The sequence below is a fragment of the Hypericibacter terrae genome, assembly GCF_008728855.1.
Classification (GTDB): Bacteria; Pseudomonadota; Alphaproteobacteria; order Dongiales; family Dongiaceae; genus Hypericibacter; species Hypericibacter terrae.
Genome location: NZ_CP042906.1, coordinates 1609676 through 1630739 on the forward strand (window position 1 = coordinate 1609676; position 21064 = coordinate 1630739).

The 21064-nt window shown below is 65.4% G+C and carries 18 protein-coding genes; 15 read left to right on the top strand and 3 right to left on the bottom strand.

Features of this window, described 5'->3' with window-relative positions; all coding sequences use genetic code 11:
• Window positions 1-38: 38 nt before the first annotated feature.
• The 8 genes from iscU (at window position 39) to FRZ44_RS07405 (ending at window position 6519) form a co-directional block, all read left to right on the top strand.
• Window positions 39-452, top strand: a complete 414-nt coding sequence (gene iscU / locus FRZ44_RS07370; protein ID WP_151176579.1) for a Fe-S cluster assembly scaffold IscU — start codon at window positions 39-41, stop codon at window positions 450-452.
• 107 nt (window positions 453-559) lie between these two features.
• Entirely contained in the window at window positions 560-874 is a 315-nt protein-coding gene (locus FRZ44_RS07375) for a HesB/IscA family protein (protein ID WP_225308692.1), read from the top strand.
• Window positions 875-962: 88 nt separating this feature from the next.
• Window positions 963-1616, top strand: coding sequence for a Fe-S protein assembly co-chaperone HscB (gene hscB / locus FRZ44_RS07380; protein ID WP_151176581.1), 654 nt, complete (start codon window positions 963-965; stop codon window positions 1614-1616).
• Window positions 1616-3523: a Fe-S protein assembly chaperone HscA gene (gene hscA / locus FRZ44_RS07385; RefSeq protein ID WP_225308588.1), complete on the top strand. Its 1908-nt coding sequence runs from the start codon at window positions 1616-1618 to the stop codon at window positions 3521-3523. Before hscB ends, hscA begins: the two co-directional genes overlap by 1 nt.
• Before the next feature lie 85 nt (window positions 3524-3608).
• A complete protein-coding gene (locus tag FRZ44_RS07390; RefSeq protein ID WP_151176583.1) occupies window positions 3609-3944 on the top strand; it encodes a ferredoxin family 2Fe-2S iron-sulfur cluster binding protein in 336 nt (111 codons plus the stop codon).
• Between the two features lie 53 nt (window positions 3945-3997).
• Window positions 3998-4198: a Fe-S cluster assembly protein IscX gene (gene iscX, locus FRZ44_RS07395; protein WP_225308589.1), complete on the top strand. Its 201-nt coding sequence runs from the start codon at window positions 3998-4000 to the stop codon at window positions 4196-4198.
• 175 nt (window positions 4199-4373) lie between these two features.
• Window positions 4374-5696: a hypothetical protein gene (locus tag FRZ44_RS07400; protein ID WP_151176584.1), complete on the top strand. Its 1323-nt coding sequence runs from the start codon at window positions 4374-4376 to the stop codon at window positions 5694-5696.
• 148 nt (window positions 5697-5844) lie between these two features.
• A complete protein-coding gene (locus tag FRZ44_RS07405) occupies window positions 5845-6519 on the top strand; it encodes a response regulator (RefSeq protein ID WP_151176585.1) in 675 nt (224 codons plus the stop codon).
• A gap of 38 nt (window positions 6520-6557) precedes the next feature.
• Here the strand turns inward: FRZ44_RS07405 and FRZ44_RS07410 are convergent, their stop codons facing one another.
• Complete coding sequence (locus tag FRZ44_RS07410; RefSeq protein WP_151176586.1) at window positions 6558-7493, bottom strand: LysR family transcriptional regulator; 936 nt, start codon at window positions 7491-7493, stop codon at window positions 6558-6560.
• 142 nt (window positions 7494-7635) lie between these two features.
• On the opposite strand from FRZ44_RS07410, the gene FRZ44_RS07415 reads away from it, so the two are divergent.
• The 6 genes from FRZ44_RS07415 to speB all read left to right on the top strand — a co-directional run bounded on the left by FRZ44_RS07415 (window position 7636) and on the right by speB (window position 13748).
• Window positions 7636-8418, top strand: a complete 783-nt coding sequence (locus tag FRZ44_RS07415; protein WP_225308590.1) for an SDR family NAD(P)-dependent oxidoreductase — start codon at window positions 7636-7638, stop codon at window positions 8416-8418.
• 62 nt (window positions 8419-8480) lie between these two features.
• The gene (locus FRZ44_RS07420) at window positions 8481-9458 is read left to right on the top strand and encodes an ABC transporter substrate-binding protein (RefSeq protein WP_151176587.1); all 978 of its coding nucleotides are present in this window, start codon (window positions 8481-8483) and stop codon (window positions 9456-9458) included.
• Between the two features lie 4 nt (window positions 9459-9462).
• Complete coding sequence (locus FRZ44_RS07425) at window positions 9463-10272, top strand: ABC transporter permease (protein ID WP_151176588.1); 810 nt, start codon at window positions 9463-9465, stop codon at window positions 10270-10272.
• Window positions 10273-10284: 12 nt separating this feature from the next.
• Window positions 10285-11079: an ABC transporter ATP-binding protein gene (locus FRZ44_RS07430; protein ID WP_151176589.1), complete on the top strand. Its 795-nt coding sequence runs from the start codon at window positions 10285-10287 to the stop codon at window positions 11077-11079.
• A gap of 59 nt (window positions 11080-11138) precedes the next feature.
• On the top strand, window positions 11139-12749 hold the full coding sequence (locus FRZ44_RS07435; protein ID WP_151176590.1) for a GMC family oxidoreductase: 1611 nt from the start codon (window positions 11139-11141) through the stop codon (window positions 12747-12749).
• A 24-nt stretch (window positions 12750-12773) separates the two neighbouring features.
• Window positions 12774-13748, top strand: coding sequence for an agmatinase (gene speB, locus FRZ44_RS07440; RefSeq protein WP_151176591.1), 975 nt, complete (start codon window positions 12774-12776; stop codon window positions 13746-13748).
• A 50-nt stretch (window positions 13749-13798) separates the two neighbouring features.
• Here the strand turns inward: speB and FRZ44_RS07445 are convergent, their stop codons facing one another.
• Complete coding sequence (locus FRZ44_RS07445) at window positions 13799-14986, bottom strand: RtcB family protein (RefSeq protein WP_151176592.1); 1188 nt, start codon at window positions 14984-14986, stop codon at window positions 13799-13801.
• 291 nt (window positions 14987-15277) lie between these two features.
• Window positions 15278-19030: a hybrid sensor histidine kinase/response regulator gene (locus tag FRZ44_RS07450; protein ID WP_151176593.1), complete on the bottom strand. Its 3753-nt coding sequence runs from the start codon at window positions 19028-19030 to the stop codon at window positions 15278-15280.
• Window positions 19031-19222: 192 nt separating this feature from the next.
• On the opposite strand from FRZ44_RS07450, the gene FRZ44_RS07455 reads away from it, so the two are divergent.
• Window positions 19223-20896 (top strand): MFS transporter, encoded by a 1674-nt coding sequence (locus FRZ44_RS07455; protein ID WP_151176594.1) that lies wholly within the window; start codon window positions 19223-19225, stop codon window positions 20894-20896.
• Window positions 20897-21064 lie beyond the last annotated feature (168 nt).

Consider the following 21064-nt stretch of genomic DNA (forward strand, 5'->3'; position numbering starts at 1 on the left):
GCACAAAACCCGGGGCTGCGAACAAGGAGTGAGTCAAGATGAGCTATAGCGAAAAGCTGCTCGAGCATTACGAGAATCCGCGCAATGTCGGCGCGCTGGACAAGGCCGACCAGAATGTCGGCACCGGTCTGGTGGGCGCGCCAGCCTGCGGCGACGTCATGAAGCTGCAGATCAAGGTCGGCAAGGACGGCATCATCGAGGATGCCAAGTTCAAGACCTTCGGCTGCGGCTCGGCGATCGCCTCGTCCTCGCTCGCGACCGAATGGATCAAGGGCAAGAGCATCAACGAGGCCGAGACCATCCGGAACACCGACATCGCGCAGCATCTGTCGCTGCCGCCGGTGAAGATCCATTGCTCGGTCCTGGCCGAGGATGCGATCAAGGCGGCGATCCGGGATTATCGCGAGAAGAACGGCGTGGCCGCGGCGCCCGAGGCGGCGAAGGCAAAATGAACGATCAGACTCCGATCGAGCGCGCGGTGCCCGACGCGACTGTCGCGCCGGCACCGGCGCCCAAGACCGAACGGCGCGCGGCGAGGCCGCGGCCCAAGGCGCTCAGCATGACCGAGCGCGCCGCCGAACGCGTGCGCGCGCTGCTGTCGGCGCGCGGCAAGCCCTCGGCCGGAATCCGGATCGGCATCCGCACCAAGGGCTGTTCGGGTCTCTCCTACACGCTCGAATATGCGGACGAGAAGGGTCCGCTCGATGAGGTGGTCGAGGAACATGGCGTGACGCTGTTGATCGATCCGAAGGCGACGATGTTCATCCTCGGCACCGAGATGGACTATGTCGAGGAGAAGCTGCAGTCGGGCTTCGTGTTCAAGAACCCGAACGAAAAGGGCCGGTGCGGCTGCGGCGAATCGTTCCACGTCTGACGGGCCGCAAAGATTCTAGAACAGGGGCGCGGGGGCCGGCGACGGTGTCCGCGCCCGTTTGACGACAGAGGATGGCGTAGAAGAGATCATGGCCGAGCGGACGACAGCCCCTGAAGGCGGCGGCGCGGCAACGGGACCGTTGGCCGCCTGCTGGTCCTGCCAGGGCCCGGTGGCCGCGGCCGCCTTGTTCTGCCATGTCTGCGGCGCGGTCCAGCCGCCGCGCGAGGCCGATGCCTATACGCGCCTCGGGTTCGAGCCGCGCTTCGATATCAGCATGGGCGAGCTCGACAAGCGCTATCTGGGCTTCCAGCGCAATCTCCATCCCGACCGCTTCGCGACCAAGGGTCCGCGCGAGCGGGCCATCGCCGAGAACCAGGCGATGAGCCTCAACGAGGCCTACGAGACCTTGAAGGACGCGGTCAAGCGCGCGCAGGCCCTGCTCGCCCGCGCCGGCATCGCCTCGCCGGTCGGCGAGAGCCGCACCATCGACGATCGCGAATTGCTGATGGAGGCGATGGAGGCGCGCGAGGCCCTGGCCGAGGCCGAGGATCTCGAGGCGGTGAAGCGCCTGGCCGAGCGCGCGCAGCGCGAGGATGCCGCCTGCATCAAGTCGCTGTCGGTCGCCTTCGCCGAGCGCAACTGGGACGAAGCGATCCGCCAGACGACGCGACTCAAATATTGGCGCAAGTTCGCCGAGGAGCTGCGCGGCCGGCGCGCCGTGCTCGCGGGAGCGTCCGCGTGATGCTGCTGCAGATTCACGAACCCGGCCAGACGCCGGCGCCGCACGATCAGGATCGCGGTCTCGCGGTCGGCATCGATCTCGGCACCACCAATTCCGTGGTGGCCCTGGCGATCGGCGATCGGGCCGAGGTCATTCGCGACGAGAAAGGCGACGGCCTGCTGCCCTCCGTCGTGGCCTACGGTGCCGATGGCTCGGTGCTGGTCGGCGAAAAGGCGAGCGAGCAGCTGCTCGATCATCCGGAAGGCGTGGTCAGCTCGATCAAGCGGCTGATGGGTCGTTCCGCCGCCGATCTCAAGCAGCTGGGCGGCGCGCTGCCCTACGATCTCGACGAGACCACCGGCATCGGCATGGTGCGCCTCAAGATCCGCGGCCGGCGCCTGACGCCGGTCGAGATCTCGGCCGATATCCTGCGCGCGATCAAGGCGCGCGCCGAAGCGCGGCTGGGACAGGATGTCGATCGCGCGGTCGTGACCGTGCCGGCCTATTTCGACGACGCGGCGCGCAACGCCACCAAGGATGCGGCGCGGCTGGCGGGGCTCGAGGTGCTGCGGCTCGTCAACGAGCCGACGGCGGCGGCGCTCGCCTACGGCCTCGATCACGAGGCCGAGGGCGTCTATGCCGTCTATGATCTGGGCGGCGGCACCTTCGACATCTCGCTGCTGCGGCTCGAGAAGGGCGTGTTCCAGGTTCTGGCCACGGGCGGCGACGCGGCGCTCGGCGGCGACGATTTCGACCATCTGATCGCTGAGCGTTTCCTCGCCGAGCGCAAGAAGGCCGGCATCGCCGAGGCCATCGACAGCTCCGAGGCGAAGAATCTGCTGGTGGCCGCCCGACAGGCCAAGGAGGCGCTGACCGACGCGGACCAGGGCTCCTGGGAGATTGCGATCGGCGGCAAGACCACGCGTCACGCGCTGAACCGCGCCGAGTTCGAGACGTTGATCGCGCCCCTGGTGAAGCGGACCGCCAACCTGGTACGCGGCGTGCTCGAAGATGCCGGGATCGAGGTCGCGGCCGTGAAGGGCGTCGTGCTGGTGGGCGGTTCGACGCGCGTCCCCTTGGTGCGCCATTCGGTGGCCGATCTCTTCGGCCTCGAACCCCTGGCCGATATCGATCCCGACGAGGTGGTGGCACTGGGTGCCGCCCTCCAAGCGCAGGCGCTGACGCAGGGCGGCGGCGCCCTGCTGCTCGACGTGACGCCGCTCTCGCTCGGCATCGAGACCATGGGGGGCATCGTCGAGAAGGTGATCCCGCGCAACACGCCGATTCCGGTCGGCATGGCGCAGGATTTCACCACCTATCAGGACGGCCAGACCGGCATGCTGATCCATGTGCTGCAGGGCGAGCGCGAGACAGTCGATCAATGCCGCTCGCTGGGACGCTTCGAGCTCAGGGGCATTCCGCCCATGACGGCGGGGGCGGCGCGCATCCGGGTGACCTATGCCGTCGATGCCGATGGGCTCCTGACCGTGGCGGCCGAGGAGAAGACCACCGGCGTGAAGGCGCATATCGAAGTGAAGCCCTCCTATGGCCTCAGCGAGGACGATATGGCGCGCATGCTGCGCGACAGCCTCGAGAATGCGCGCGAGGACATGGAACGCCGGCTGTTGATCGAGGCCCGGGTCGAGGCCCAGCGCGTGCTGCTGGCGCTGGATGCGGCGCTGGCGGCCGACGGCGCCCTGGCCCGGCCCGAAGAGCGCCAGACGATGGAAAAGGCCGCCCAGCGGCTGAAGGCCGCCATCGCCGGCGAGGATCGGGATTTGATTAACGGGCTGGTCGAGGAGCTGGAAAAGGCTGGCAAACCCTTCGCCCAGCGCCGGATCGACCGGGCCATCAACAGCGCGCTGGCCGGGCACAGGCTTGACGAGATCGAGGCCGATGTGGCACCGGAGCGCGTCCCGCCGGCCTGAGGTCGGGGCGCCTGCCGAGGCGGCCCCTGTTTGCCGGGTGCCAAAGGGCCCTGGTTTTTCGAGATTGGCGACGGAGACTGATTCAATGCCCAAGATGACGTTCATCAAGCCGGATGGCGCGCGTGTGGAAGTCGATGCCCCGATCGGTCTGTCGGTCCTGGAGATCGCGCACCGCAACGATATCGACTTGGAGGGCGCCTGCGAGGGATCGCTCGCCTGTTCGACCTGCCATGTCGTGGTGGACCCGGAATGGTTCGACGTGCTGAACGAGCCCTCCGAGGACGAGGAGGACATGCTCGATCTGGCCTTCGGCCTGACCCACACCTCGCGGCTCGGCTGCCAGATCCGCATGACCGAGGAGCTCGACGGCCTGACCGTGTCGCTGCCGCAGGGCACCCGCAACATGATGGTCGATAAGTAAGTCATTTCTTCCGCAGCATCGCTTCGCGGCATTCGGGGCCAGGAGGCCGCATCATGGGACTGCGCTGGACCGACGTTCAGGAAATCGCCATCCAACTGGATGAGGCGCATCCCGACGCCGACGTGGTTAACCTGCGCTTCACCGATTTGTGGAAATGGGTACAGGAGCTCGAGGAGTTCTCGGACGATCCGAAGCGGTCGAACGAGAAGATCCTCGAGGCGATCCAGGCGGCCTGGCTCGAGGAACGCCGCTAACCCCGGGCCCACCGGAGCAACTGACATGTCCGCCCCTGCAGCACCTGCGCCTGCGACTCCGGTCCCTCCAATTCCGAGGGGCCGCATCGATGCGCTGCTGGCTTCGCCTGCCGCCGCGTTATTGGCACGGCCCTGGTTTGATTGGGTCGCTCTGCATCTGGGGATCCGAATCTATATGCCGCTCTCGCGCGCCTGGGCCGCGGCCCTCGATGCCGAGGGCAGCACCGAGCGCTTCCGTCTGGAGATCGGCTGCGACTTGCCGGAGAAAGCAGTTCCCAAGCGCGCCCTCGCCAAGGTCACAAAGCTCAAGGCCACGTTCAAGGCTGTGGATGCGGCCTGGCTCGACAGCTTTTTCGGCGCACGCGATGCCGGTCAGGCGGAACTCCTCCGGGCAAAGGAAGCCTGGCTCAAGACAAGTCTCGATTTGATGCGGGCCCGGTCGCTGTTCTGGCCCCTGATGCTGCGTCACAAGATCCCCGCGGCACGCTTTCATATTCCGAGCATCGACGAAGTCGAGGCGGCCTATGCAGGGTTTCGATCCGATCCCGACAAGGCCTTCGCCCTGCCATCGCCATTGCCAACCGTCGAACGCTCGCGCGTGATCGAGCATAGTTGGTGCCGGGAGTATTGGTTGCGTTTTGCCTCCCCGGGACCGGATCGCGATACATGCTGGGCTCATGTGGTCGAACCGCTGGCGTCCGAGAACGTCCCGTCACTGATCGATGGCAATGGGCTCATGGTCGAGCCCGAGTCCTACGGCGCCATGATCAACAGCCAGGCTGGACTGATCGCGCGCGGCATCCGCGTCATCAGCATGGAAGCGCCCTGGCATGTCCGGCGGCGGCCGCAGGGCTGGTACGGCGGCGAGCGCTTCATCGCGACCCAGCCATTGGGCGCGTTGGAGCTGTTTTCCACCGGCGCTCGGGAAATGGGAATCGTCGCCGGCTGGTGTCGCCAGCAGGGGCGCGGTCGGGTCGCGTTTGGTGGCACCAGCATGGGCGCGCTGACGGCGCAACTCGCTGCCGCGCGTGCCCGGGCCTGGTCCGAGCGTCACCGGCCCGATGTCCTGTTCCTGGTCACTACGAGCGATAGCGTTTCGGCGTTGGCGGTCGAAAGCAGCATCTCGCGTCAGGTTGGGTTGCCACAGGCGCTCCATGAGGCTGGCTGGAGCGAGGCCAATCTCAACGCCTTCGCAGGGCTGACCGATCCCGGCCTGATCGCACCCTTGCCGCCCTCCAACATCATCATGGTGCTGGGCCGGGCCGACACCGTGACCCCCTGCAAGCGCGGCGCCTCGCTCGCCGAGCATTGGAACCTGCCGGGCCGCAATCTCTTCCTCTACAACCGCGGCCATTTCACCGTGCCGATCGGTATGTTCCGCGACCAGGAGCCGGTCGAGCGGCTGGCCGAGCGTCTGCAGCTGAAGACCACGGTCTCCCTCCGCGAGATTCAGCTGAAGCTCGCCGCTGCACCGCAGCAACAACCCAAGACGCCCTGATTCCCACGCTATCGAATGATCGCGCCGGCGGAGGGGACAAAGCCCACGGCGACGCCGGAATCGGCTATGCTTGGGTCGAAGTAATGTGAGATGCCCGGTTGCCAGGCGGCCAGGGATGTTTCACCCGGGAGGAGGATCCCCTTCAGGCATGGCCGTCGCCGCGACTCCATCGGCGCCGATCTTCGTCGTTGCGGACGACCATCCGATGGTCCGCGATGCGCTGGCCTTGTCGTTGGGCGCGGCTTTCCCGGGCGCCCAGGTCGAATTCGCCGGATCGCTGGGCGAGACGCTCATGGCGGTCGAAAGGCGGCCCGACGCCGATCTCGTCATCCTCGATCTCGACATGCCGGGCATGAACGGCATGGCCGGCCTGGCGCAATTGCGCAGCTCGCACGCCTCCGTTCCGGTCGCGATCGTCTCGGCCGCGCGGAGCCCGGCGCTGATGCGCCAGGCGGTCGAGATGGGGGCTGCCGGCTTCATTCCGAAATTCACGCCTTCGCAGGAGATCACCGACGCCATCCGCGACATCCTCGCCGGCGCCGTATGGCTTCCGGAGGTGGCGCGGGATCATCAGCTGGCGCCGGTCGAAGCCGATCTGGCGCTGCGCGCCGCGCAGCTGACACCACAGCAGCATCGCGTGCTGGCGCTGATGGCGCAGGGCAAGCCCAACAAGGTGATCGCCTTCGAGATGCAGATCACCGAACCCACGGTCAAATCGCATGTGACCGAGATCCTGCGCCGCCTCGGCGTCCAGTCGCGCACCCAGGCCGTGATCGTCGCGCAGAAGCTGGGCATGGAGCCGCCGGCGGCCAAGGGAAGTTGACGCTGGGTCCACGCGACGATCTCGAAACGACCCAGGGGTCAGTATCGCGGCATGGGCGAACCGCTCACCAGATTCTTCACGCAATCGTGCAGGGTCGATATCACGCGATTTCTGTCGCTGGCAAGCTGCGCCAGATAGAAGGTGTCCACATAGGACATGACATCAGGCAGCAGGCTTCGCAACTTGCCTCGCTTGACCCAGTCCTCCGCGTAGTGACACGGCAGATAACCCAGGAAACGCCCCGAAAGAATCAGCATCAGGAGACTTTCCATATGGGCGGTCATGGCGGCCGGCTGGAAAGCGACATTGTCGGGGCTCGTCCAGTTCGCCATATAGCTGCGCGCCGCATAGGGAAACTGGCTGAACATCGCGGGCCGCAGCTTTCGCGATGGAACCGCGAACAGCGGATGTCGGTCTCCGCAATAGAGTGCCTGATTCTCTTCGAAGACGGGTTCCGCGTGAATCGAAGCATGCGGCGTCTGGATGGGAGTCAGGATCAGCGAGTAACGGCCATCGAGCAGCCTTTGCTGAAGCTGCTGTGGTGACGCCGTTTCGATGTTGAGCATGACCTTCGGCGCCAGGTCGTAGAACGCCTCGAATGCCCGCGGCAGGCCGAGCCCGGCGTTCGTGTACATGGCGTCGACCGTGCCGAAATGGACCTGACCGGCAAGCTCGCCCCGGACCGAGCCGACGATCCCGCTGAAATTGTCGAGCGACCGGAAGAGGCTCAGCGAGGCCTCGTGAATCCGCGCGCCCTCTTCGGTCAGGGAAAAGCCGCGGCGCCCGCGCTCGCAGAGCCGCACGCCCAGACGCGTTTCGAGCTTGGCGATGTGATTGCTGACCGTCGCGGCGGACAGCCCCAGATCCGTCTGGGCGGCCGAGAAGCCGCGGTTGCGGGCGACGGCGTGGAACACCTTGAGCAGCCGAAGGTCGACGTCGGCGAGATTGAACTGTCGCGATTGGGAGCGTTTCACGGGCGGAGCACCGGCCTCGGTAAATCCAGTTCGATGTCATACAATGAAATATCTCAATGTATCGTTTTATACAATTATATTTATCAATGAATGATCGAGAGCGCAGCGTCCTTGGCACGGGGAATTCGAGGGCAGCGGCGCCGTGTCCAACATCAGCTTCGATTTCAGCGGTGAGCGAATCCTGATTACCGGCGCCAGCCGTGGCATCGGCTACGGGATCGCCGAAGCCTTCGCCCGCGCCGGCGCCGATCTCATCCTGCTGGCGGAGAGCGACGACATCTTCGGCGCCGCGAAGCGCCTGTCCGAGCGGGCTGCTGGACAAGTTCAGGCGGTCAAATGCGATATCGCCGATCCGCGCGCCGTCGCCCGCGAGTTGAACGATCTCGATCGCGTCGATGTGCTGGTCAATAACGCGGGCCTCGAGCTCATCACGCCGCTCGCGGACATGTCGGCCTCAACCGAGGCGGCGTTCCGGCGCATCTTCGATATCAATCTGCTGGGCACCTATTACGTCACGCGTGCGGTGGTTCCGAAGATGGAGGAGGGGGCCCGCATCCTCTTCACCGCTTCGATCTGGAGCCGGGTCTCCGTTCCCGAGTTCGGCGCCTATTGCGCCAGCAAGCACGCCGTTCTCGGTCTGATGCGCTCGCTCGCCGGCGAACTGGGCCCGAAGGGCATTCGCGTCAACGCCGTCTGCCCCGGTTGGGTGCGCACCGAGGCTTCGATGCGCTCGCTGCGCGAGATGTCCTCGCGAACCCGTCGGCGTGAAGAGGATCTGCTGGCTGAGATCACCGGCAATCAGGTCTTCAGCGGCCTGCTGGAGCCGGACGATGTCGCCCCCTTCTATCTCTATCTGGCCTCGGATGCGGCCGCCAACATGACCGGACAGGCTTTGATGGCCGACCGTGGCGAGGTGATGGCGTAACGGACCACGAGACTCAAATCAAAGGCCGAGTCCCTGGGGCAAGGCCACAACGGGAGGACAGCATGTTTCGAAAAACAGCCAAGGCGGCGCTGCTCGCCGCGACATTCGCTCTCGCGCTCATCGGCACAGCCGAGGCAGAGACGCTCAAGCTCGGGCATTCGACTTGGGTGGGCTACGGTCCCTTCTTCATCGCCGAGGAAAAGGGCTTCTTCAAGGAAGAGGGCGTCGATATCCAACTCGTCACCATGGAAGACACACCGGCCAAGATGGCGGCACTCCAAGCCGGGCAGATCGACCTGGTCGCCTCGACTGTCGATGAATTCCCGATCTACATGCCGCCCGGCAAGATGCTCCGCTACATCCTGGCGGTCGACAATTCCAAGGGTGGAGACGGCATTGTTGCGCTCAAGGAGATCACGAAGCTGACCGATCTCAAGGGCAAGAAGGTCGCCTTCGAGACCGGCTCGGTCTCCCAGTTCTTCTTCGACGCGGTGATCAAGGAAGCCGGCATGTCGGAGAGCGACGTCGAGGTCGTGAACATGACGGCCACCGACGCCGGCGTCGCCTTTGCCGCCCGGCAGGTCGATGCCGCCGTCACCTGGGAGCCGGCGCTGAGCCAGGGCGCCAATGCGGCCCACGGCCATCTCCTGCTGTCGAGCGCCGACAAGCCGGGCTTGATCACCGATGTCGTGGCCGTGACCCCGGAAACCGCGACCAAGCATGCGGCGGAGCTCAAGGCTTTCGTCCGCGCCTGGTATCGCGCGCTCGACTTCATCAAGACCAATCCCGACGAGGCCATCAAGATCATGGCGGCGGGGGCCGGCGGCTGGTTGGCGGATCCCAAAGTCTTCGAGGACACGCTGCGCGGGATCGAATATCTCGACAAGCCGATGAACGAGAAGTTCTTCGGCACGCCAGAGGCGCCGGGCCAGATCAGCCAGACGCTCGGCTATGCGCTGCAGATCTGGTCGGAGAAGGGCCGCATCCAGGCCGACATCAAGCCGGTGGACATGATCGACTACAGCTTCATCGGAGGGTGATCAGATGACCGCCGCTGCTTCATTCGTCAACAACATCCTGACGCCGCGCCGGCCGATCTCCCGCGGTATCCGCCTGGGTGTCGGCGGGTTGATCAGCGGCGGCATCCTCCTCGGATGGTGCATCGTCACCTATGGGGGCCTCTGCGACCCGCTGTTCATGCCGGCGCCCCATCGCGTCGTGCTGGCCTTCTGGCAGTCGCTGCTCGACGGGTCCCTGCTCAGGAACACGCTCGCCAGCCTGCTCGTCATCAATGCCGGCTTCTTCCTGTCGTCGCTGGTGGCGATCCCACTGGGAATCCTGATGGGCAGCTTCCGTGTCGTGGCGGCCGGCCTCGAGCCGATCGTGAACTTCACGCGCTACCTGCCTGTCACCTCGATGATCCCGCTGCTGATCCTCTGGATCGGCATCGGCTTCGAGGAGAAGGTCGCGGTGATCTTCATCGGCACCTTCTTCCAGCAGATCGTCATGATCGCCGACGTCTCGGCCCAGGTGCCGGCCGAGCTCTTCAACGCTTCCTATACGCTGGGCGCCTCGCGGCGCCAGGTCGTCACCCGCGTGCTGCTGCCGGCGACGCTGCCCGGGATCATGGATACCTTGCGCGTCACTATGGGCTGGGCCTGGACCTATCTGGTGGTCGCCGAGCTGGTCGCCTCCAGTTCCGGCCTCGGTTACATGAGCATGCAGGCGATGCGCGGCCTGCATGCCGATTTCATCTTCGTCGCCATTCTCGTCATCGGCTTCCTGGGGTTGTGCACCGACCAGATTTTCAAATGGATCAAGGTCAGGTTCCTTCCCTGGGCCGAGCAGCGTTGAGGAGTCACGGACATGGGCGCTCTGGATATCGAGAATGTGGGATTGCGGTTCAAGTTGCGGGGAGGCGGCGAGGTAACAGCGCTCAGCAATCTGCATATGCAGATCCCCGACAAGCAGTTCGCCGTCATCGTCGGACCCTCGGGCTGCGGCAAGTCGAGTCTCCTGGATCTCGTCGCGGGCCTCAAGGAGGCGTCGAACGGCGAGTGCAAGGTGAATGGGAAGGCGGTTCGCGGGCCCGGCGCCGAGCGCGGTATGGTGTTCCAGAATTATTCGCTCTTCCCCTGGCTGTCGGTGCAAAAGAACGTCGAATTCGGGCTGGCGCTGAGAAATGCGCCACAGCAGGAGCGGACAGAGAAGGCCCGGTATTTCATCCAGGCCGTGGGACTCAAGGGCTTCGAGGACGCCTATCCCAGCCATCTGTCAGGCGGCATGAAGCAGCGGGTCGCCATCGCCCGCGCCCTCGCCAACGATCCGGAAGTGCTGCTCATGGACGAGCCGTTCGGCGCGCTCGACAGCCAGACCCGGTCGGTCATGCAGGAGCTCCTGGTCGGGATCTGGGAGAAGCACCAGAAAACCGTGCTTTTCGTCACGCACGACATCGACGAGGCGATCCTGCTGGGCGACGTGGTCTACACCATGTCGGCGAGGCCGGGTCGGATCATCGATACGATCTCGGTCGATCTCCCGCGTCCGCGCCATTACGACCTGATCACGACGCCGGCCTTCATCGAGCTGAAGCGCCGAATCCACAAAAACCTGCATCACGAGGTGCAGAAGGCGCTTGCCGAATCCGCCGCGGTCGCGTGAGCCGCCGTAACGCCGCGTAAGTACGCCGACGGGATGAGAGCCAGGACGGAGATCCACGCATGTCTCGCCTCGATTGCAAGTTCGACTATGTCATCGTCGGAGGCGGCTCGGCCGGCTGCGTTCTCGCAAGCCGTCTCAGCGAGAAGCCCGAGATCAGGGTGCTGCTGATCGAGGCGGGCCCCCGCGACTGGCATCCGATGATCCATATGCCGACCGGCGAAATCTTCATGATCGGCAGCTCGGTCGATTGGCAGTTCAAGAGCGAGCCGGAAAAGGCGCTCGGGAACTATCAGGTGCCGCTGCCGCGCGGACGGGTGCTCGGCGGCAGCTCCTCGATCAACGGGCAGATCTATGTGCGCGGCCATCACCGCGATTACGACGAATGGCGCCAGCTCGGAAACGAGGGATGGGGCTGGGAGAGCGTGCTGCCTTATTTCAAGAAGGCGGAGGCCTGGGCTGGCCCGCAGAACGAACAGCGCGGCCGCTCCGGTCCGCTGCAGACGGCCTTCGGCCGCTACAAGAATCCCCTGTTCGACGCCTTTTTGCGTGCTGGCCAGCAGGCGGGCTTCACCTTCAATGCCGACTACAATGGCGGGGAGCAGGAAGGGTTCGTCTGGACCCAGTACACGCACACCCATCGCCGGCCCATGCGCTGCTCGGCCGCGCGGGCCTATATCTGGCCTGCACGGAGGCGGAAGAACCTGAAGGTATGGACCGGGGCCCGGGTGCTCCAGCTACTGCTGGAGGGTAAGACCTGCATCGGGGTCGTCGCCCATCACAAGGGCCGGCAGGTCCGCGTCGGCGCCGACCGCGAGGTCCTGCTGTCGGCGGGCGCCTATCAGTCACCCCAGATCCTGATGCTCTCCGGCATCGGCGACCCCGCGGAGCTGGACGCGCATGGCATCGAGCGCCGGCATGATCTGGTCGGTGTCGGCAAGAATCTGCAGGACCATGTAGGGTCCTATGTGCAGCACCGCTGCAAACAACCGGTCACCTACTTCAACATGCGCAACCCATTGAAGGCCGCGACCGCTTTTGCGAACTATCTGATTACCGGCGGCGGGCCCTTGTCGGTGTTCCCGATGAACTGCATGGCGTTCCTGAAGAGCGATCGGCGTTTGGAACGTCCGGATATCCAATACTACCTCGTGCCCACGGCGATGAATCCGAACGGCTCGCACGATCCCTGGCCGCATTATCACGGCTACAGCATTCATTGGTGCGCGTTGCGACCGGAGAGCCGGGGCCATGTGGGCCTGCGCTCGGGCGACCCGATGGACACGCCGCGCATCGTCAATGACTATCTCGGCGACCCGAAGGACCGCGAGCTCAACCGCTACGCCTTGCGCCTGGCGCGCGAGATCCATGGCCAGACGGCATTCGATTCGCTGCGAGGCGACGAGGTCGAGCCGGGGCCGGCCTGCCAAACCGATGCGGATATCGACGCCTACATGTCCCGGTTCATCTCGTCCCACTACCATCCGGTCGGCACCTGCAAGATGGGTCAGGACGATGCCGCGGTGGTGGACGACCGGCTGCGCGTCCATGGGCTCAAGGGCTTGCGCGTGATCGACGCCTCGATCATGCCGCGGCTGGTCGGCGCCAACACCAATGCGCCGACGATCATGATCGCCGAGAAGGCAGCCGATCTGGTGCTCGCGAGCGCCTGAAATCTCGATCGACAGGAGTTGACCATGGCGTCGCATGGCTATGAAGCAGGCCGTCTCAATTTGCCCTTCGTCGGGCATTGCACCTTCGGCAAGCAGCCGATCTGCACCGATTGGGACAAGATCGATGCCGACGTCGCCGTCCTCGGCGTACCCTATGACATGGGCACGCAATACCGCTCCGGGGCCCGGTTCGGCCCGCGCGCCATCCGCGAGGCCTCGACCCTGTTCTCCTTCGGCCATAGCGGTGCCTATGACCACGAGGACGACACCGTGTATCTGCCGACCGACAAGGTCCGGATTGTCGATGTGGGCGACGCCGACATCGTCCATACGGATACCGTCACCAGCCACGAGAACACGCGCTATGCTGTCAGGAAGATCCTCAAGTCGGGGGCGCTGCCCGTCGTTCTGGGGGGCGATCATGCCGTCCACGCCCCGGTGATCGAGGCCTTTGCCGGCGAGGCGCCGGTTCATATTGTGCATTTCGATGCGCATCTGGATTTCGTCGACGAGAGGCACGGTGTCCGCTATGGGCACGGGAATCCCTTGCGGCGCGCGTCGGAGACCGGTCATGTGACGGGGATGACCCAGCTCGGGATCCGCAATGTCTCCTCGTCGAATCGTTCTGACTACGAGGCGGCGCGAAAATTTGGCTCCGAGATCCTCTCGGTGCGGCAAGTCCGAAAGTTGGGCACCGAGGGCGTGCTGGCCCTTATCCCCAAGGGTGTGCGCTACTACGTCACCATCGACATCGACGGCTTCGATCCCTCGATCGCGCCGGGAACCGGCACGCCCAGCCATGGCGGGTTCCTGTACTACGAGGTGCTGGAGATCCTTCAGGGTCTTGCCAAGAACGGCGAAGTGGTCGGCATGGATCTGGTCGAGGTGGCGCCGGTCTATGACCCTTCCGGCATCACCGGATTCCTCGCCGCGCAGCTATTGCTCAACTTCCTGGGTTTCGTCTTTGAGGAGCGGTTCAAGCGCGGCCGGAACCGGTAGCCCCTGCGGGCTGCCGGCTCCGCCCATGCCAGGCTTGCCGAGAACGCTCCTCATCCCTTGACGCAGAGCACCTGCTTCAGGGTGTGGACCACCTCGATCAACTCGGCCTGCGCCGCCATCACGGCGTCGATGTCCTTGTAGGCCTGGGGCGTCTCGTCGATGACGCCTTCGTCCTTCCGGCATTCGACGCCTTCCGTCGCTAGAAGATGGTCCTCCAGCGAGAAGCGGCGCTTGGCCTCGGCGCGCGACATGACTCGGCCGGCACCGTGCGAGCAGGAGCAGAAGCTCTCCTCGTTGCCCTTGCCCCGCACGATGAAGCTGCGCGCCCCCATCGAGCCGGGGATGATGCCAAGATCGCCCTCGCGCGCCCGCACGGCGCCCTTGCGGGTCACCCAGACGCTGGCACCGAAATGCTGTTCCTTCTCGACATAGTTATGGTGGCAGTTGACCGCTTCCGCGGTCAGCACCAGGTCGGGAAAGAACTCCTTCAGCGCCCGGACGATCACCTCGAGCATGGCGTCGCGATTGGCGCGGGCATAGTCCTGAGCCCAGCCCACCGCTTCGACATAGTCGTTGAAGAGCACCGTGTGCTCGGTCAGGTAGGCCAGGTCGCGGTCCGGCAGACGGATCGACTGCCGCTCCATCTCCTGGCGCGCCAGCGCGATGAAATGCGTCCCGATCCGGTTGCCGATATTGCGCGAACCGGAATGCAGCATGATCCAGAGCATGCCGTCCTGGTCCAGGCACAGCTCCTCGAAGTGATTGCCGCCGCCGAGCGTGCCGATCTGCTCGGCCGGCGAGTTCTTCACCTGCAGCACCGGATGCTTGTCCTGGATCGCCTCGAAGCGCGTCTTGAGCTTGCCGTACCAGCGCTTCTCCGCATGGCGCGGAATCTCGCGATGCGAGCCGGCGTCCACGGGAATGAGCTGCTCCATCCGGAACCGGATCGGCTTCAGATCGTCGGGCAGGCGGTCGGCCGTGATGTTGGTGCGCACCGCCGCCATGCCGCAGCCGATATCGACGCCGACGGCCGCCGGGACGATCGCCCCTTGCGTGGGCAGCACGGTGCCGACCGTCGCTCCCTTGCCGAGATGGACGTCGGGCATCACCGCGACATGCCGGTAGATGAAAGGCAGGCCGGCGATGTTGTGCAGCTGCTCGCGCGCGAGGGCTTCGACGGGGACGCCTTCCGTCCACATCTTGATCTGGCCACCCTGGGGGCCGCGTTCGGTAATCATGCTCGTCGTTCCGCGCCTGCGCGCGGAGTCCTCCTTCTCTCATGTGGGTTCGGCAACGGGCAGCGGATCACAACATCCGCCAGCCTGCCGGGGGCGCGCGTTATATCAGGCTTCCGGAAGAAGGGAAGAGAATAAATTCCCGCCGCGCTTGCAGAGCGGGCCTGGGGTTTGTCTTCCTTTCCTTTTCCCCCTTGAGGGAAGGCTAGGAAGGGGGCGCCAAGGGCACCATGCATCTCGTGTCGCTACCCCTTCCCCTACCCCCTCCCGCAAGGAGGGCGAGGAGTTCCATTCTCACATCGTGCGCGTCGGGCTGTAGCGCGTCACCAGGGCGCGCAGCTGCGCCGGCTTCACCGGCTTCAGCAGCACATCGAGCCCGAGGTTGCGGGCGCGGGAGAGGTTGGCGGCGTCGCGGTCGGCGGTGACCAGGGCGGCCGGCAGGCGCGGACCCCAGGCCGTTCGCAGCCGCCCGATCTCGGCGAAGCCGTCGGGCCTGTCGTCGCCCAGATGGAGATCGATCAGCACCAGGTCGGGAACGCGGCCATTGACCCTGGCGATGGCCTGGTCAGCGTCTTCGACGGCCATGACCTCGCAGCCCCAGCTCGCCAGCAGTACCGTCATGGCCTCGCGGACGGGTGCCTCGTCGTCGATGCAGACCACCATCGCGGCGCGGCTCGTGGCCGGCGGCGGCACCACGCGATCGGCGACGCGATCGGGGACCGCGCGCGACGTCGCGGCGGCGAGCGGCATCTCGATCGAGAAGGTGGAACCCCGGCCTGGCTCGGAGGCGAGACGCAAGGGATGCCCCAGCATCCGGGCGATGCGGTCGACGATGGCGAGACCCAGCCCGAGGCCACGCTCGCCTTTCCCCTCGCGGCGGCCGAGCCGGACGAACTCCTTGAAGACCTCGGCCTGGCTCGCCTTCGGAATGCCGGGGCCGTTGTCATGCACTTCGATCCGCAGCCCTCCCTGATGACGCCGACAGCCGATCACCACGCGGGCGGACCGTCCCGGCGCCTGGCCGTATCGGATGGCGTTGGAGAGGAAGTTCTGCAGGACGCGGCGCAGCAGGGTCGGATCGGTCTCGACCACGGCATCGGAGGCCACGAGGCGCAGCTCGACCTGATTTTGCGCTGCGATCAGCACGAAGGATTCGACCAGGGACTGCAGCAGGGGGCCGACCGGGACCGGTTTGCGCTCGGGCCGCACCGTGCCGGTATCGAGCTTGGCGATATCGAGCAGGGCGTTGAGCAAATCGTCGACGGCGCTCAATCCCAGCTCGATCTTCGACACCAGCTCGTCATCCGGATGGCGCTCTCCCAGTGCCGCCAGGAACAGCCGGGTCGCATGCAGCGGCTGCAGCAGATCGTGGCTGGCCGCGGCGATGAATCGCGTCTTGTCGATATTGGCCTCCTCGGCGCGCATGCGGGCGGTTTCGAGCTCCGAGGTGCGTTCGGCGACCCGGCGCTCGAGCGACTCATTGGCGAGGCGCATCGCCGCTTCGGCACGCCGGCGATCGCTGATATCGACATAAAGCAGGAAAAACCCCAGCACCTCGCCGCGCTCGTCGCGGTGGGGGATGTATGTGCCGCGCGCAACCTCGATCTTGGCGTCGTTGGTCGGGAAATCGATCTCGAAGCTCTGCGGCTGCCCCGCGAGGGCCGCGTCGATATGGGGCTTGAGGCGAGCATATCGCTCGGGCTCCAGCACCTCGGCGACGCGGTGGCCCTCGGAAGCCCGCGATCCCAGCTTGAGGGTCGCCTGATAGGGCCGATTGGCGAAGCGATAGCGCTCCTCGCGATCCACATAGGCGATCAGCACCGGCACATTGTCGGTGATGATGCGGATGCGCCGCTCGCTGTCGCGCAAAGCCTCGGCTGCGCTCACCCGATCGGTAACGTCGTTGGCGGTGATGACGATACCGCGATCGGACAGGGGATCGACGCGAAGCTCCGTCACGGTGCCGCTGGCCAGGCGGATCTCCTGAAACGCGGCGCGCGTGCGGAGTGCCAGCGATCCCAAGGCCGGCACGGCATGGGCCAGATCGAACAGCGTCGCACCGGTCCGCAGCTGTTCCGGATCGAGGCCGGTCAAGCTCGCGAATCGTTCGTTCCAGACTTCGAGCCGTCCCCCGTCGTCGAACACGGCGATGCCGAGGCCCATATGATCGAGCGTGCGGCGCAGCAGGTCGGCGTTGTAGCGGATGGCGGCGGTCGCCTCGTCGAGCATTTCGCGGAATGTCCCGGGCAGCCAGAGACCGCGGCGACGCGCGGCCGTCACCACCACGCGGGCCGAGGCCGACCCGATGGTTCCCGACAACAAGCGCTCGGTGAATTCGAGGGCCGCGGCGCCCGAAAGGTTCTGGCCGGCGAATGCCTGGCTGGCGCGCTCCGCGCCGATGAAGCGGGCGGTGAGTTCGCGCAGCTGGTCGAGTTCGGTCGCGGCGGGCTCTTCCGCGGGCCCGTGATGCTCGACCTCGGCGCCGGAGACAAAGGCATCGGCCTGGGAGAGGTCGCGCGCCGAGGCCTTCGCCAGCAGCGAACCGACCACGGTCAGGCCGAGATTGACGAGGAACCCGACCACGAAGCCGCGGGTCAGGGGATCGAACCAGGCCAGCGGCCCCACGGGCGGCAGAGCGGTGGCCGCGGCGGGATCGACCGTCGGCCAGAGCACCGCCCAGAACCAGATGGCGAAGCCGGCGGCCAGCCCGGCGATGACGCCATGGCGATGGGTGCGCCGCCAATAGAGACCGAGGATCAGCCCCGGCGCGAAATTCGATACGGCGCAGAACGAAACCATGCCGATCGTCGCCAAGGGCAGGATGCCGGTGATGATCCGGTAATAGGCGAAGGCCGCGAGCAGGATGACGACGACCGCGATCCGGCGCACCAGCAAGGCCAGCTGACCGATATTGCCCTCGTTCGGCTGGCGGCTGCGCAGCAGCAGCGGCATCACCAACTCGTTGCCGATCATGCCCGAGAGCGCCATGCAGGCGATCGCGACCATGCTGGTCGCGGCCGAGAGTCCGCCGATGAAGACCAGGGCGACCAGCCAGTCGGCGCCCGATTGCAGGGGCAGCATCAGGACGAACAGGTCGGGAGCGACGTCGGCGCCCAGCCGGTGCAGGCCGGCGAGCGCGATCGGAATCACGAAGACATTGATCAGCAGCAAATAGAGCGGAAACAGGATGCGCGCCGTCGGCAGGCTGCGCGGATGATGATGCTCGACCACCGCCACATGGAACTGGCGCGGCAAACAGAGGAACGCGACGGCGGAGAGCGCGGTGAGAGCGATCCAGCTCGCGGTGGGCGCCAGGTTCGTGGGGTTCGAGGGGAGCGAGGCGGCGTTGAACTGCGCCATGAGGTCGCCCGGGCCGTCATAGAGCCGCCATACCACGAAGATGCCGGCCGCCAGCAGCGCACAGAGCTTGACCAGCGATTCGATCGCGATCGCCATCATCATGCCGCGGTGCTGCTCGCTGGCTTGGACATGCCGCACGCCGAAGAGGATGGTGAAGGCCGCCATCAGCAGCGAGACGATCAGGGCCGTGTCCTGCCAGAGCGGTGTGGCGGCTTTGGCCGCGGCGGCGCCGGTTTCGCCCGAGAGCGCGGCGAAGGTGAAGGAGACCGCCTGGAGCTGCAGCGCAATATAGGGCATCGCGCCCATCACCGCGATCAGCGTGGCCATCACCGAGACCGCGCGGCTGCGGCCGTAGCGGGCGCCCAGGAAATCGGCGATCGAGGTCACGTTCTGGCGCTTGGCGACGCGCACGATCTTGGCCATGAGCGGCTGTGCAAAGAGGATCACCAGCGCCGGACCGACATAGATGAGCGCGAAATCCAGACCGTTATTCACGGCGCGTCCGACCGCACCGTAGAACGTCCAGGAGGTGCAGTAGATCGCCAGCGACAGGGCATAGACGATGGGTGCGAGCCGGCTCGAAGCCCAGGACCGAGCATGGCGCTCGCCGAAATGCGCGATCACGAAAAGCAGGCCGAGATAGGCCAGCGACAGGCCGAGAATGGGCGTTCCGTGCGACATCGTCATGGCAGGCTAGGCCCTCGATCTCCGGTCAGGAAGCCAGTCCCGTCTCCGACCAAAGTATAGGGTCATTTTCCGGGCCTGGGGCGCTAACAGGAAAGCGGCCAAAAAGCAGAGTCGGGAAGAGCCGCGCCCGCTGAAAAGCGTCCGGCGTTCCCTCAAGAAGCGGGTTCGTGGCCTGACCAGGGAAGGAAAATCATGAGCGCTCAAGAAGGCACCGCCGGCAAGCTCGGCGCGCAACGCGGCATAACGGACAAGCGGCTGGTGGTTTTCGCCTCCTCGCTCGGCACCGTGTTCGAGTGGTACGACTTTTACTTGTATGGCTCGCTGGCCGCGATCATCGCCAAGCAGTTCTTCTCCGCGGTCAACCCGACGGCGGGCTTCATTTTCGCCCTGCTGGCCTTTGCCGCCGGCTTCTTCGTGCGCCCGTTCGGCGCGCTGGTGTTCGGCCGGCTGGGCGATCTGGTGGGCCGCAAATACACCTTCCTGATCACGATCGTGATCATGGGCTTGTCGACCTTCATCGTCGGCCTGCTGCCGAGCTATGCCACGATCGGCATTCTGGCGCCGGTGATCCTGATCGTGCTGCGCCTGCTCCAGGGCCTGGCGCTCGGCGGCGAATATGGCGGTGCCGCCACCTATGTGGCCGAGCATTCGGCTCCCAACCGGCGCGGCTTCATGACGAGCTGGATCCAGACCACGGCGACCCTGGGCCTGTTCCTGTCGCTCCTCGTCATTCTTGGCGTGCGCACCTGGATGGGTGAGGAGGAATTCGGCGCCTGGGGTTGGCGTATTCCATTCCTGGTCTCGATCGTCCTGCTGGGAATCTCGGTCTGGATCCGGCTCAAGCTCAGTGAAACGCCGCTGTTCCAGCAGATGAAGGCCGAGGGCAAAGGATCGACGGCGCCGCTCACCGAATCCTTCGGGCGTTGGGGAAACCTCAAGATCGTGATCCTGGCCCTGCTCGGCCTCACCGCCGGCCAGGCCGTCGTCTGGTACACGGGCCAGTTCTATGCGTTGTTCTTCCTGACCCAGACACTGAAGGTCGCGCCAGCGACGGCGAACATCCTGATTGCCGTGTCGCTCCTCATCGGCACGCCCTTCTTCATCTTCTTTGGGTGGCTGTCGGACAAGATCGGCCGCAAGTTGATCATTCTCGGCGGCTGTCTCCTGGCCGTGATCACCTATTTCCCGGTGTTCCACGGGATCGCCTATTTCGCCAATCCGGCGCTCTACGCTGCCCAGGCGAGCGCGCCGGTGACGGTGATCGCCGATCCGGCGGCCTGCTCCTTCCAGTTCAATCCGGTGGGCACGGCGAAGTTCCTGAGCTCCTGCGATATCGCCAAGAGCTTCCTCGCCAAGAATTCCGTCAACTACGAAAACGAGGCGGCCGCGGCGGGCGCCGTAGCGCAGATCAAGGTGGGCGACACCGTGATCGACAGCTTCGAAGGCAACGGCCTGGCGCCCGAGGATTTCAAGGCCAAGACCGATGCCTTCACGAAGGCTGTCGGCGATGCGACCAAGGCGGCAGGCTATCCCGCCAAGGCCGATCCCGCGCAGATCAACTATTTCATGGTCACGCTGCTGCTGCTCTACTTGGTGATCCTGGTCACCATGGTTTACGGCCCGATCGCGGCGATGCTGGTCGAGATGTTCCCGACCCGCATCCGCTACACATCGATGTCGCTGCCCTATCACATCGGCAATGGCTGGTTCGGCGGCTTCCTGCCGACCGTGGCCTTCGCGATGGTGGCCGCCAAGGGCGACATCTATTACGGCCTCTGGTACCCGATCGTGGTGGCGGCGATGACCTTCGTCGTCGGCATGATCTTCATCCGCGAGACCAAGGATCACCGGATCGACGTGCTCTAGGCAGGGTCTCCATCGAAAGCGACGACGGGACCCCCGTCGTCCGGGGCCTTCTCCTTCGGGGGAAGGCCCCTTTTTTCTGGGCTACGGTGCAGGCCAGGGCGCTAAAACTGGCGGTTTCACGCGTGAAATCGGCCTTCCTGGCTGCGGCCATCGGCTCCTGACAAGTGC

Excerpts from the sequence above, each read along its gene's own strand:
- iscU (WP_151176579.1), top strand. The coding sequence starts at position 39 with ATGAGCTATAGCGAAAAGCTGCTCGAGCATTACGAGAATCCGCGCAAT.
- FRZ44_RS07375 (WP_225308692.1), top strand. The coding sequence starts at position 560 with ATGACCGAGCGCGCCGCCGAACGCGTGCGCGCGCTGCTGTCGGCGCGC.
- hscB (WP_151176581.1), top strand. The coding sequence starts at position 963 with ATGGCCGAGCGGACGACAGCCCCTGAAGGCGGCGGCGCGGCAACGGGA.
- hscA (WP_225308588.1), top strand. The coding sequence starts at position 1,616 with ATGCTGCTGCAGATTCACGAACCCGGCCAGACGCCGGCGCCGCACGAT.
- FRZ44_RS07390 (WP_151176583.1), top strand. The coding sequence starts at position 3,609 with ATGCCCAAGATGACGTTCATCAAGCCGGATGGCGCGCGTGTGGAAGTC.
- iscX (WP_225308589.1), top strand. The coding sequence starts at position 3,998 with ATGGGACTGCGCTGGACCGACGTTCAGGAAATCGCCATCCAACTGGAT.
- FRZ44_RS07400 (WP_151176584.1), top strand. The coding sequence starts at position 4,374 with ATGCCGCTCTCGCGCGCCTGGGCCGCGGCCCTCGATGCCGAGGGCAGC.
- FRZ44_RS07405 (WP_151176585.1), top strand. The coding sequence starts at position 5,845 with ATGGCCGTCGCCGCGACTCCATCGGCGCCGATCTTCGTCGTTGCGGAC.
- FRZ44_RS07420 (WP_151176587.1), top strand. The coding sequence starts at position 8,481 with ATGTTTCGAAAAACAGCCAAGGCGGCGCTGCTCGCCGCGACATTCGCT.
- FRZ44_RS07425 (WP_151176588.1), top strand. The coding sequence starts at position 9,463 with ATGACCGCCGCTGCTTCATTCGTCAACAACATCCTGACGCCGCGCCGG.
- FRZ44_RS07430 (WP_151176589.1), top strand. The coding sequence starts at position 10,285 with ATGGGCGCTCTGGATATCGAGAATGTGGGATTGCGGTTCAAGTTGCGG.
- FRZ44_RS07435 (WP_151176590.1), top strand. The coding sequence starts at position 11,139 with ATGTCTCGCCTCGATTGCAAGTTCGACTATGTCATCGTCGGAGGCGGC.
- speB (WP_151176591.1), top strand. The coding sequence starts at position 12,774 with ATGGCGTCGCATGGCTATGAAGCAGGCCGTCTCAATTTGCCCTTCGTC.
- FRZ44_RS07445 (WP_151176592.1), bottom strand. The coding sequence starts at position 14,986 with ATGATTACCGAACGCGGCCCCCAGGGTGGCCAGATCAAGATGTGGACG.
- FRZ44_RS07450 (WP_151176593.1), bottom strand. The coding sequence starts at position 19,030 with ATGACGATGTCGCACGGAACGCCCATTCTCGGCCTGTCGCTGGCCTAT.
- FRZ44_RS07455 (WP_151176594.1), top strand. The coding sequence starts at position 19,223 with ATGAGCGCTCAAGAAGGCACCGCCGGCAAGCTCGGCGCGCAACGCGGC.